This is a genomic window from Achromobacter sp. SLBN-14, from assembly GCF_006715415.1.
In the GTDB taxonomy this organism is placed as follows: Bacteria; Pseudomonadota; Gammaproteobacteria; order Burkholderiales; family Burkholderiaceae_B; genus Achromobacter; species Achromobacter mucicolens.
Genome location: NZ_VFNE01000001.1, coordinates 1,699,215 through 1,711,435, shown reverse-complemented (window position 1 = coordinate 1,711,435; position 12,221 = coordinate 1,699,215). Strand labels below are relative to the sequence as shown.

Annotated in this window: 11 protein-coding genes; 7 read left to right on the top strand and 4 right to left on the bottom strand. The window is 66.9% G+C overall.

What is annotated here, in order from left to right; translation table 11 throughout:
- The first annotated feature begins 42 nt into the window (after positions 1 to 42).
- Together nadC and FBY20_RS07865 are read left to right on the top strand one after the other, a co-directional pair.
- Positions 43 to 927 carry a carboxylating nicotinate-nucleotide diphosphorylase gene (gene nadC, locus FBY20_RS07870; RefSeq protein WP_062838512.1) on the top strand — a complete coding sequence of 295 codons (885 nt, stop codon included), beginning with the start codon at positions 43 to 45 and terminating at the stop codon, positions 925 to 927.
- Positions 928 to 946: 19 nt separating this feature from the next.
- Positions 947 to 1,933 carry a tripartite tricarboxylate transporter substrate binding protein gene (locus FBY20_RS07865; protein ID WP_142051258.1) on the top strand — a complete coding sequence of 329 codons (987 nt, stop codon included), beginning with the start codon at positions 947 to 949 and terminating at the stop codon, positions 1,931 to 1,933.
- Positions 1,934 to 1,954: 21 nt separating this feature from the next.
- Here FBY20_RS07865 and FBY20_RS07860 read toward each other — a convergent pair whose 3' ends face one another.
- Positions 1,955 to 2,632, bottom strand: a complete 678-nt coding sequence (locus FBY20_RS07860) for a tellurite resistance TerB family protein (RefSeq protein WP_142051255.1) — start codon at positions 2,630 to 2,632, stop codon at positions 1,955 to 1,957.
- Between the two features lie 171 nt (positions 2,633 to 2,803).
- On the opposite strand from FBY20_RS07860, the gene FBY20_RS07855 reads away from it, so the two are divergent.
- Complete coding sequence (locus FBY20_RS07855) at positions 2,804 to 3,202, top strand: OsmC family protein (RefSeq protein WP_142051252.1); 399 nt, start codon at positions 2,804 to 2,806, stop codon at positions 3,200 to 3,202.
- Between the two features lie 67 nt (positions 3,203 to 3,269).
- Here the strand turns inward: FBY20_RS07855 and fabI are convergent, their stop codons facing one another.
- The 3 genes from fabI to gloB all read right to left on the bottom strand — a co-directional run bounded on the left by fabI (position 3,270) and on the right by gloB (position 6,419).
- Entirely contained in the window at positions 3,270 to 4,055 is a 786-nt protein-coding gene (gene fabI, locus FBY20_RS07850) for an enoyl-ACP reductase FabI (RefSeq protein ID WP_056327871.1), read from the bottom strand.
- 116 nt (positions 4,056 to 4,171) lie between these two features.
- A complete protein-coding gene (locus FBY20_RS07845) occupies positions 4,172 to 5,590 on the bottom strand; it encodes a transglycosylase SLT domain-containing protein (protein ID WP_142051249.1) in 1,419 nt (472 codons plus the stop codon).
- A 7-nt stretch (positions 5,591 to 5,597) separates the two neighbouring features.
- Complete coding sequence (gene gloB / locus FBY20_RS07840; RefSeq protein ID WP_056327873.1) at positions 5,598 to 6,419, bottom strand: hydroxyacylglutathione hydrolase; 822 nt, start codon at positions 6,417 to 6,419, stop codon at positions 5,598 to 5,600.
- A 19-nt stretch (positions 6,420 to 6,438) separates the two neighbouring features.
- On the opposite strand from gloB, the gene FBY20_RS07835 reads away from it, so the two are divergent.
- From FBY20_RS07835 to FBY20_RS07820, 4 genes are all read left to right on the top strand, one after another.
- The gene (locus FBY20_RS07835) at positions 6,439 to 7,218 is read left to right on the top strand and encodes a class I SAM-dependent methyltransferase (RefSeq protein ID WP_056327932.1); all 780 of its coding nucleotides are present in this window, start codon (positions 6,439 to 6,441) and stop codon (positions 7,216 to 7,218) included.
- Between the two features lie 50 nt (positions 7,219 to 7,268).
- Complete coding sequence (gene rnhA / locus FBY20_RS07830; RefSeq protein WP_056327874.1) at positions 7,269 to 7,730, top strand: ribonuclease HI; 462 nt, start codon at positions 7,269 to 7,271, stop codon at positions 7,728 to 7,730.
- A 279-nt stretch (positions 7,731 to 8,009) separates the two neighbouring features.
- Entirely contained in the window at positions 8,010 to 9,092 is a 1,083-nt protein-coding gene (locus tag FBY20_RS07825) for an efflux RND transporter periplasmic adaptor subunit (RefSeq protein WP_142051246.1), read from the top strand.
- Between the two features lie 30 nt (positions 9,093 to 9,122).
- Entirely contained in the window at positions 9,123 to 12,221 is a 3,099-nt protein-coding gene (locus tag FBY20_RS07820) for an efflux RND transporter permease subunit (RefSeq protein WP_056327876.1), read from the top strand.

Genomic DNA, 12,221 nt, shown 5'->3' with positions numbered 1-12,221 from the left:
CGCAAATCTCGCGCGCCTTTTTTTACGCTACAAATACTCAAAATGAGCATTAAAGCCGCTGTGCCCGCCGCCGCTGATCGCCTGCCCGTTCCTCCCTTGCCGGACGTCATGCTGGAGCCGCTTGTGCGCGCGGCGCTGCTGGAAGACCTGGGCCGCGCTGGCGACCTGACCACCGACGCCATCGTGCCGGCCGACGCCACCGCCGAAACGCGGCTGGTGGCGCGGCAGGAGGGCGTGCTGGCGGGGCTGGATCTGGCCCGCCTGGCGTTCCGGCTGATGGATCCCAGTCTTGCATTCACGGTGTCTCACCGCGACGGCACTGATCTGGCGCCGGGGATGGAGATCGCACGCATTCAGGGCAATGCCCGCGCGATGCTCAGCGCGGAGCGGGTCGCGCTCAATTTCCTGTGCCACCTGAGCGGCGTGGCGACCGCCACGGCGTCGATTGCGCGTGCGATTGCGGGTTACGGCGCGCGCGTCACGTGCACGCGCAAGACTATGCCGGGACTGCGGGCGGTCCAGAAGTACGCCGTGCGCGTGGGGGGCGGCAGCAATCACCGTCACGGGCTGGATGATGCGGTGCTGATCAAGGACAACCACATCGCGCTGGCCGGCAGCGTGGCGACGGCCGTCGAGCGCGCACGCGCCGGCGTCGGCCACATGGTCAAGATCGAACTGGAGGTCGACACGCTGGAGCAGCTTGAGGTTGCGCTGGCGCTGGGCGTGGACGTGGTGCTGCTGGACAACATGAGCCTGGACGACCTGCGCCGCGCCGTCGCCATGGCGCGGGGCCGTGCCATCACCGAGGCCTCGGGCCGCATCACGCCCGACACCGCGGCGGCCGTGGCCGCCACCGGCGTGGACCAGATCGCCGTGGGCTGGCTGACGCACAGCGCCAAGGTGCTCGACATCGGTCTGGACGCCTGAACTTTTATCGGCCCGCAAAATGAAACGCCTGCTGCTTTCGTCGATCTCGCTGCTGACCCTGACCCTGACTGCCTGCGGCAATCCGCCGTCGGGCGAAGCGCCGGCAGACGCATCATACCCATCGCATCCGATCACGATTGTCGTGACGTTTCCGCCGGGCGGCGGCACCGACCTGCTTGCGCGCCGCCTCGGCGCCAGCCTGCAGGAGTCGTTGGGGCAGCCGGTCGTGGTGGAAAACCGGCCGGGCGCAAGCGGCAACATTGGCGCGCGCATCGTGGCCGAAGCGCCGCCCGACGGCTACACGCTGCTGATGGTGAATAGTTCGTTTGCGATCAACCCCGGTGTCTACCGCAACCTGGGCTTCTCGCCGAAGCGGGATTTTGCGGCAGTCATCAACGTGGCCTTCGTGCCTTCGGTGTTCGTCGTGCCGGCCGCCTCGCCCCTGCGCAACCTGGACGACGTGATCGCTGCCGCCGTGCCGGACAAGCCGCTGCCCTTTGCCACCTGCGGCAACGGCACGCCGCAACATCTGGCGGGCGAGCTGCTCTCTCGCAAGACGGGCGCGGTGATGCAGCAGGTGCCGTACAAGGGCTGCGGCCCGGCGCTCACGGACGTGACGGCGGATCAGGTGGGCTTCGGCGTGGTGACGGCATCCAGCGCTGCGCCGCTCATTGCGGCCGGCAAGCTGCGCGCGCTGGCCGTGACGTCGCCGGCGCGTTCGCCGCTGATGCCCACGGTGCCGACCGTGGCCGAGCAGGGCGTGTCCGGCTACGCGCTGGATCAGTGGCATGGCCTCTTGACCCCGGCGGCCACGCCGCCCGCCGTGGTCGACAAGCTGAATGCCGCGGTGGCGAAGATCGTGCGGCGGCCGGACGTGCAGGCCGCGCTGCGCGAGCAGGGTTTCACGCCTGCCAGCAGCACGCCGGAAGAATTCCAGCGAATGATCGGCGCGGATATCGACCGCTACACGGCGCTGACCGAGGCGATCGGGCTACGCGCGGATTGAGCTGCAACGCCGGCGCGGCGGTCAGACGGCCGCCTTGGCGTGCTGCTCCAGCTGTTCCTTCAGGCCCGGTTCCAGCTTGAGCTGGCGCGCCAATTCGTCCAGGTAGGCACGCTCCATGAAGCTTTCCTCGTCCACGACGAGCAGGCTGGCCAGATACATCTCGGCCGCCATTTCGGGCGTCTTGGCCGACTGGGCGATCACGCTGGGATCCAGGGGGCGCGACAGTTCGGCCTCCAGCCAGCGGCGGTCCTGGGCGTCGGACGACAGCTTGGCCAGTTCCGTTTCCAGCAGGGATTTTTCCTCGGGGCCGATGTGGCCGTCGGCCTTGGCCGCGCCGATCATGGCGGTGAGGACCGCATTGCTGTGCTGTTCGGCTTCCGGGGCCGGCAGGCGGTCCAGCGTCTGGGGCGGCGCGGTGGGCGCGCCAGCCTGCTTGCGCTGCCAGTCGCCGTAGGCGCGATAGGCCAGCGCGCCCAGCGCGGCCATGCCGCCGTACATGGCGACCTTGCCGCCGATCTTGCGGGCCTTCTTGCTGCCCATCAAGAGGCCGAGGGCGCCTGCCCCCAGGGCGCCGCCGCCAAGGCCAGAAAGCAGGGACGAGCCCTTGCCGCCGGTGGCGTTCTGCACGCGGTTCGTGGTGTCGGAAAGCAGCCCTTGTCCGGACTGCAACAGTTGATCGAGTAATTGCCGGGCGCTCATGCGGCCTCCTGTGAATCTGACGGTCAGGGATATCGGACCATGGCCGCGGCAGGAAGTTCAGCTTTCCGTCAGTCGCGCCATCCGGCCCCGCAAGCGTTCAGCAAGTGCTAAAACCGTCCTGAAGCCGGCCATTCGGCAGTCCCCGGCAATCCCAACCAGGAGAATCGACCCATGAGCATCCGCGTGCGCCAGAATGCGCCCCAGTCCCTGCAGTTCACCGCGACGGCCGAAGGCCACGACCTGCCGCTGGACATGCCCAAGCCGCAGGGGGAGGGCCCGGATCCGCATGATTACTTCGATACGGCGCTGGGCGGCTGCAAGGCGATGACCCTGATGGTCTACGCGCAGCGCAAGGGGCTGCCGCTGGAATCGGTGGGGGTGGAAGTGGTGCGCGATGCCAGCGAGGAACGCCGCGGCATCTATCGGCTGACCGCCAAGCTGACGCTGCACGGCGAGCTGTCTGATGCGCAGATCGACGAATTGCTGGCGGTGGTCGAGAAGTGCCCGATCCACAAGCTGATGACGGCGGTGGACGTGCAGGTGTCCACGCTGATCGTGCGGCCGGACTGAGGAATAGCGGCACAGGCGGCGGGGCCGCCTGTGCAAGGCGGGGCGCCGCGCCCCGCCCAGGGAATTCTTACTCTTCCATGCCCGGGACGACGGTCGAGAAACCGCCGTCCACGTGGGTGATTTCGCCGGTCACGCCGGCAGCCAGATCCGACAGCATGAAGGCCGCGACATTGCCGACGTCTTCGATGGTGATATTGCGGCGCAGCGGAGCCTGGTTTTCGACGAACTTCAGGATGGCCGAGAAGTCCTTGATGCCGCTGGCGGCCAGGGTCTTGATCGGGCCGGCGGAGATGCCGTTGGCGCGGATGCCGCGCGGGCCCAGCGCCGAGGCCAGGTAGCGCACGCTGGCTTCGAGCGACGCCTTGGCCAGACCCATCGTGTTGTAGTTCGGGACCACGCGCTCGGCGCCCAGGTAGGTCAGTGTCAGCACCGAGCCGTTGCGGCCTTCCATCAGGGGCAGGGCGGCCTTGGCCATGGCGGCGAAGCTGTAGGCCGAGATGTCATGGGCGATGCGAAAGCCTTCGCGCGACAGCCCATCCAGGAAATTGCCGGCGATGGCTTCGCGCGGCGCAAAGCCGATCGAATGAACCAGGCCGTCCAGGCCGTCCCAGTGCTGGGCCAGTTCAGCAAAGGCGCCGTCGATCTGGCTGTCTTCGGCCACGTCGCAGGGCAGCACGATGTTGCTGTTGAATTCGGCGGCAAACTCGCTCACGCGGTCCTTGAAGCGGTCGCCGACGTAAGTGAACGCCAGTTCGGCGCCTTGCTGATGACAGGCGCGCGCGATGCCGTAGGCGATGGAACGGTTGGAAAGCACCCCGGTGACCAGGATGCGTTTGCCGGCAAGAAAGCCCATAGATGTGTCCTTTGATTTTTTCCCTTCTGGAGACCGCCTATTTTAGGGAATTTGGCGGACCAGCGGGCGAGCGGCGCGGCTCCCGTGCCGGGGCGCCGCGCCGTGCGTGGCGGCTGTCAGCCGCGCGCGTTCGTGCCGGGCACGCGCAGCTGCGTGCCGATCTTCAGGGCGCTGCCCTTGATGTTGTTGAGCGCGCGCAGCGCGTCGACGGTGGTGCCGTACTGTTTGGCCAGCGAGAACAGGGTGTCGCCCTGGCGGACCTTGTGGCTGCGCACGTTGGGGCGGGCGCTGGAGACGCGCACGGCGGGCGCCTGCGCGGCGCGGCCACGCGGTGCGGCGGCCTTGTTGTCTTGCGGGGCCGAGTCCAGCGCGCCCACCGGGGGCGCCAGCGACGCGATCTGCACGCCGCCCGTGCCGGGGTCGCCCGGCACCAGCAGCGCCTGGCCGTCAGCGGCCTTCTGGCGGCGGCTGATGTCGTTGGTTTCGCGCAGGGTGGCTTCGGACACGCCAAACCGCTTGGCGATGGACGCGTAGGATTCACCGCGGCGCGAGTGGTAGACCTTCCAGGCGGACAGGTCGCCCTTGTAGTTGGTGAGGTTCGCGTTGAAGATCTCGACGCGGTCGGCCGGCAGCAGCAGCGTGGGGCCGTGATCGCCGCGGATGACCGGGCGGTTGAACGAGGGGTTCAGGGCCTTGAACTCGTCCAGCGGCATTTCAGCCAGCTTGGCGGCGATTTCCAGGTCGATGTCGCTGTTCTTCTGCACCGTCACGAAGTACGGCGTGTTGCCGACGGGCGGCAGCGCCACCGCATAGCGCTGCGGATCGGCAATGATGTTCTTGATGGCCTGCAGCTTGGGCACGTAGTTGCGGGTCTCGTCCGGCATGTTCAGCGACAGGTAGTCGGTGTTCTGGCCGGCGGCCTCGTTCTTGGCCATGGCGCGCTGCACCGAGCCTTCGCCCCAGTTGTACGAGGCCAGGGCGAGGTACCAGTCGCCCTGCATTTCAAACAGCTTTTCCAGGTAGTCCAGCGCCGCGTTGGTCGAGGCGATGGGATCGCGGCGCTCGTCGCGCCACCAGTCCTGCTTCAGGTTGAAGTGCTGGCCCGTGGCCGGCACGAACTGCCATAGGCCCGAGGCCTGCGCGCGCGACAGTGCGGTCGGGTTGTACGCGCTTTCCACGAAGGGCAGCAGCGCCAGCTCGGTCGGCAGGCCGCGGCGGTTGATCTCGTCAACGATGAAGTACAGATATTTGCCGGCGCGCTCGGCCATGCGCTGCACCGCCTCGGGGTGGGACGCGTAGTAGTCGGTCCACTGCTTGGAGAGGTCGGTGTTCAGGTTGGGGATGGCGAAACCGCGGCGGATGCGGTCCCACGCGTCAGCCGGCGGGTTGGTCAGGTCGATCGTGCGGGAGGTGTCCCGGGCGATGTATCGGCCTTGGGAATTGGTGGTGAGGTTCTTGCTATCGGGGGCTTTGGTTCCTGCGCAACCGGCGAGGACTGCCAGCATGAGCGGCAGAAGGAGTCGGGATAGATTCATCAGGTGGTCACTTGAAATCGTTCTTCCATTCACGAAGGGAGGCAAAGACCTCTACCGGCGTAGTCTGGCTGCGTCCGGCCCAACTTGCTGCGGCCTGGACGACGTCGGGCTGCTGTGTGCGCAAGAACGGATTGGTCGCGCGTTCCTGACCGATGGTCGAAGGAAGCGTGGGGAGTCCTTCCGCGCGTAATTGCTGGGCCCGCAGATGCCACGTTTGCAGGTCGCGGTTGGCCGGTTCGACGGCCAATGCCCAGCGAAGGTTCGCTAGAGTGTACTCGTGTGCGCAAAAAACTTTTGTATCTGGCGGTAAAGCGGAAAATTTTTCCAAGGAATCAAACATTTGCGCGGGCGTGCCCTCGAAAAGCCGGCCACAGCCCCCCGCGAAAAGCGTGTCGCCACAGAAAAGCGCGTGGTCGACGCCGGCCGCGCGGCCCGCGTAGGCGATGTGGCCCGCCGTGTGGCCCGGAACGTCCAGCACCGACAGGTCCAGATCCAGTTCCGGCAGCGTCACGCGGTCGCCTTCGGCCAGCCGGACATCGCAGCGCGGCAGCTTTTCGCGCGCAGGACCATATACGGTGATGCCCTCGATGCGGGACAATTCCAGCACGCCTCCCACATGGTCGCCGTGGTGGTGCGTGAGTAGAATGGCGCGCAGCTTCAAGCCTTGCTGATCCAGAAACCGCAAGACGGGCCCGGCTTCGCCGGGGTCCACGACCGCCACCTGGCCGTCGCGGACGATTGCCCAGATGTAGTTGTCGGAAAAGGCTGGCAAAGGCAAGACCGCGGCGTTGCGATCGCGGCCGCCTGCGGGGGCGGTCAAGGCTTGCATGGGATTCGAAGGAAAAAACGTGGCAGAAGAAACTCCGCCGATTGTAGAACTGGCCGAATGGTTCCAGACGCCGCCGGGCCAGTACGTGCTGGCCTGGGAGCGCGCCCAGTTCGACGCGGCCGTCGCGGATGTCTTCGGATATTACGCCTGGCAGGTCGGCCTTGCCGACCTGAACCTCTTGGGGGCCAACCGGATGCCGTTCAAGGGCTACGTGGGCACCGAGACCCCGGCGCCGGAAAGCCTGCCGGGCTGGCAGTCGCGCGTGGTCGTCGCGCAGCCGGAGGCCCTGCCGTTCGAATCCCAGAGCGTGGACCTCCTGATCCTGCCGCACACCTTTGAACTCACGCCCGAACCCCACAACGTGCTGCGCGAGGTCGAGCGCGTCCTCGTCCCCGAGGGCCGCGTCGTCATTTCGGGGTTCAACCCCTGGAGCATGTGGGGCGCCCGCACCCGCATGCCGGGCATGGAGCCCTGGCTGCCGCAGCCGCCGTCGTCGCAGGTGTCGCTGGCGCGGCTCAAGGACTGGTTCAAGCTGCTGTCGCTGGAGGTCGATGAAAGCCAGTTCGGTTGCTACGCGCCGGCCTGCCGCAGCGAAAAATGGCTTGAGCGCTGGAGCTTCCTGGAATCGGCCGGCGCCCGCTGGTGGAGCCTGGGCGGCGCGGTGTACATGGTCTCGGCGGTCAAGCGCGTGACCGGCATGCGTATCATCGGGCCTGCCTGGAAGACCAAACCCAAGCGCGCCCGCGCGGCCTCGGTGGTGGTCAACCGCCAGGCGGACGATGGCTTTGACCCCTCCTGAGCCGCCGGGCCCGCCTCACATTGCAAGCACAAGGACACGCACGCAGCACCATGCAGGACAACAAAACGAACGACCAGAAAGTGGAAATGTGGACCGACGGCGCCTGCAAGGGCAATCCGGGGCCCGGCGGCTGGGGCGTGCTGATGCGCGCCGGCACGCACGAAAAGACGCTGCATGGCGGCGAGCTCCAGACCACGAACAACCGGATGGAATTGCTGGCGGTCATCGAAGGCCTGCGCGCGCTCAAGCGCCCCTGCGTCGTCACGATCCACACCGACTCGCAATATGTCATGAAGGGCATGACCGAGTGGCTGGCCAACTGGAAACGGCGCGGCTGGATCACCGCCGAGAAAAAGCCGGTCAAGAACGCCGAGCTCTGGCAGGCGCTGGATGAACAGGTGCAGCGCCACACGGTGTCCTGGCGCTGGGTCCGCGGGCACGCGGGCGACCCCGGCAACGAGCGCGCCGACCAACTGGCCAACATGGGCGTGGACGTCGCGCGCCGCGCGTGAAAGCGCCTGGCCTGGCCGTCTGGCTCGCGGGCGGCGTCGGGCGGGCACTGTCACAACGGGCACTCAACAAATCGGCCCTAAGGTGGCTCAGCGTCCCGCGCGGCATCCGGATATACCCTCGAATTCGCCGTCCAGGGCAGATTAGTTCTTTCATCGCGCTTCAGGATTGTTCCAGTATGTAAATCCGGGTGCTAAAGTGCCAACCCTTCCCTCCAGTTCCTGCGGCGACGTCCGAGTGGGGCATGCCCGGTCCGCGCCGCAACACCGCCACTTTCGCGCATGAAAAAAGCTGTACTGCTGGCCGCCGTCGCGGCAGGGTTGGCCGCGGGGGCCGCGCTCGGCGTATTTGTGCCGCGCTGGCTGGCGCCGGCCGCAACCCCTGCCCAGGCTTCCGCCAAACCTCAATCCGCTCCCGCCGCGCCGGCCCGTGTCGCCGTGGCCGCCGTCCAGGAAGTGCCGTTCGCGCGCGGTCTGTCGGCCGTGGGCAGCCTGCGCTCCGATGAGTCCGTCGTCCTGCGCCCCGAAGTGGCCGGACGCATCCAAGCCATAGATTTCAAGGAAGGCCAGCCCGTCAAGCAGGGCCAGCTTCTCATCCGCCTGGACGACTCCGTGCCGCGCGCTGAATTGGCGCAGGCGCGCGCCAACCTGACGCTGGCGCAAAGCCATTACCGCCGCGCCGTCGAACTGCAGGGCAAGGGCTTCGTCAGCCAGCAGGCGCGCGACGAGTCGGCCAGCACGCTGAAGGTGCAGGAAGCCGCCGTGGCGCTGGCGCAGGCCCGCCTGGACAAGATGACCATTACCGCGCCCTTTGCCGGCATCGTCGGCCTGCGCAGCGTGTCCGTGGGCGATTACGTCAACCAGGGGCAGGACCTGGCGCCCCTTGAGGCCATCGATCCGCTCAAGGTGGATTTCCGCGTGCCCGAGATGTACCTGAGCAAGGTGCGCGTCGGACAGCAACTGACGCTGCGCCTGGATGCGCTGCCCGGCCAGGAGCGGCGCGGACTGGTCTACGCGGTCAGCCCGCTGGTCGACGCGGGCGGCCGGTCCATCCTGCTGCGCGCCACGGTTGCCAACCAGGACGGCGTGCAGCGCCCCGGCATGTTCGCCCGGGTGCAACTGCTCTTTAACGAGGACAAAGCGCTGGTCGCGCCCGAGGCCGCGCTATCGCCGTCGGGCGAAACGCAGTACGTTTACCGGGTCGAGAACGGCGTGGCGCATCGGCGCGAAGTGACCATCGGCGAACGCCGCGAGGGCCGCGTCGAAATCCTGACCGGCGTCGCCCTGAACGACATGCTGGTGGTCTCGGGCCTGCAGCGCGTGACCGATGGCGCGCGCGTGACCATCGTGGGCAACGGCCCATAGCCGGCCCTTCACCTTTTCAGCGATAGCGCCATGCGTATCTCGGAAACCTGTATCAAGCGCCCGGTGTTTGCGTCGGTCCTGTCGCTGATCATCGTGCTGATCGGCCTGATCTCGTATTCGCGCCTGACGGTGCGCGAGTACCCGAAGATCGACGAGCCGATCGTGTCGGTGGACACCACGTACAAGGGCGCCTCGCCGGAGGTGATCGAGTCGCAGGTGACCAAGCCGTTGGAAGACCAGCTGGCCGGCATCGAAGGGGTCAACGTGATGACCTCGCGCAGCCGCTCCGAGCGCAGTCTCATCAACATCAAGTTCAACCTCTCGCGCGACCCCGACGCGGCGGCGGCCGAAGTGCGCGACAAGGTTTCGCGCGCGCGGCGTTTCCTGCCCGACGAGATCGACGAGCCGATCATTGGCAAGGTCGAGGCCGATTCCCAGCCCATCATCTACATCGCCGTGGAGTCGGGATCGTTCTCGGCGATCCAGACCTCCGACTACATCAACCGCTACATCAAGACCCGCCTGTCGGTGCTGCCCGGCGCGGCCGAAGTGCGCGTCTTTGGCGAGCGCCTGCCGTCCATGCGCATCTACGTCGACCGCGACAAGCTGGCGGCGTACGGATTGACGGTACAGGACGTGGAGGCCGCGCTGCGCAGCCAGAACGTCGAAATTCCGGCGGGCCGGATCGAGTCGCGGGCACGGGAATTTTCGGTGGTGTCGGCCACCGACCTGCAGACGCCCGCCCAGTTCGAGGACGTGATCGTTGCCAACGTGAAGGGCTATCCGGTGCGGATGCGCGACGTCGCCAAGGTCGAGATCGCGGCCGCCAACGACCGGATCCTTTCCCGCTTCAACGGCAAGCCCGCCATCAACATCGGCATCACGCGCCAATCCACCGCCAATCCCCTGGAGCTTTCCAAGGCCGCCCGCCAGGAGGTCGAGCGGCTGAACGAGACCCTGCCGGCCGGCATGAAGCTGAACATCGCGTACGACTCGTCGGTGTTCATCGAACGCTCCATCGATTCCGTGTTCCACACCATCATTGAAGCCATCGTTCTGGTGGTGCTGGTGATCTTCTTTTTCCTGCGCAACCTGCGCGCCAGCATCATTCCCATCGTCACCATCCCGGTGTCGCTGGTGGGCGCCTGCGCGCTGATGTATCTGTTCGGCTTTTCGATCAACACGCTGACGTTGCTTGCCATGGTGCTGGCGATCGGGCTTGTGGTGGACGACGCCATCGTGGTCCTGGAGAACATCTACCGGCACATCGAGGACGGCATGCCGCGCAAGGAAGCCGCGCTGCGCGGCTCCAGGGAGATCGGCTTCGCGGTGGTCGCCATGACCATGACGCTGGTCACCGTGTATGCGCCGCTGGCGTTCGCCACCGGGCGCACGGGGCGCCTGTTCATCGAGTTCGCGCTGGCGCTGGCGGGGGCGGTGCTGGTGTCGGGCTTCGTGGCGCTGACCCTCACGCCCATGATGTGTTCGGTGCTGCTGCGCCACCAGACCCGCCACAACCGCTGGTACAACCTGATCGAAGGCTGGCTGAACGGCCTGAGCAACGGCTATCGCCGCATGCTGGGCGCCTCGCTGCGGCATCGCTGGATCGTCGTGGTGATCGGGCTGGCCGTGGCGGCAGGCAGCGGCGTGCTGTTCAAGGTGGTCAAGAGCGAACTGGCGCCGGTCGAGGACCGCGGCGTGGTCTTTGGCCTTGTCAGCTCGCCCGAAGGCGCCACGCTGAATTACACCCTGGACAGCATGCTGGGCATTGAAAAGTTCTATGCCGACATCCCGGAAGCCAGCGGCAGCCAGGTCACGGTGGGCTTTCCCACGGTCACGGACGGCACCGCGATCCTGCGCTTGAAGCCCTGGGAAGAACGCGAGCGCAAGCAGCAGGCCATCACCCAGCAGTTGCAGCCGCAGTTCGCGTCGCTGCCGGGCGTGCGCGCCTTCCCGACCAATCCGCCGTCGCTGGGCCAGTCGGCCCGATCCAAACCGGTGGAATTCATCATCATGAGCCAGGCCTCGTACCAGGAGCTGTCGCGGCTGACCGAGATCTTCCTGGCGGAGCTGCGCAAGTATCCGGGCCTGCTGAATCTGGACACCGACCTGCGCCTGAACACGCCGGAGCTGCGCGTTCGCGTGGACCGCGACAAGATGGCCGACGTGGGCGCCAACGTGGACGTGGTGGGCCGCACGCTCGAGTCGATGCTGGGCGGCCGCCAGGTCACGCGCTACAAGGACGAGGGCGAGCAGTACGACGTGATCGTGCAGGTGACGCCGCGCGACCGCGCCAATCCCACCGACATCTCGGGCATCTACGTGCGGGCGCGCGACGGCAGCATGGTTCAGCTGGACAACCTGCTGGGCGTGCACGAAGGCGTGTCGCCGCAGTCGCTGAACCACTTCAACCGCCTGCGGGCAGTGAAGATCGACGCGGCGGTGGCGCCCGGCTATGCGCTGGGCGAGGTGCTGGACCACATGCACCAGGTGGCGCGAGAGGTCCTGCCCAACACGATCATCACGGACCTGGACGGCCAGTCGCGCGAATTCCGCGATTCGTCGGGCAGCATCTACCTGGTCTTTGCGATGGCGCTGGCCTTCATCTACCTGGTGCTCGCCGCGCAGTTCGAAAGCTGGCGCAACCCGTTCATCATCATGCTGTCGGTGCCGCTGTCCATGACGGGCGCCTTGCTTGCCCTGTGGCTGACGGGCGGCACGCTGTCCATCTACAGCCAGATCGGGCTCATCACGCTGGTCGGCCTGATCACCAAGCACGGCATCCTGATCGTGGAGTTCACGAACCAGCTGCGCGACGAGGGCAGGGAACTGTTCGAGGCCGTGGTCGAAGCCAGCGTGCTGCGGCTGCGCCCCATTCTGATGACGACCGGCGCCATGGTGCTGGGTACCGTTCCCCTGGCGCTGTCCACGGGCGCGGGGGCGGAATCGCGCCAGCAGATCGGCTGGGTTCTGGTTGGCGGGCTGTTGCTGGGTACACTACTGACCTTGTTCGTCGTGCCGGTGGCCTACACGCTGATTGCCACCGCACGCAAGAAGCCAGGCACCTCCGGCAGCCAGGCGCATTCCGCGCCCACGCCGCCCGCCTCGCAGCCCCAAGCGTCGGAATAG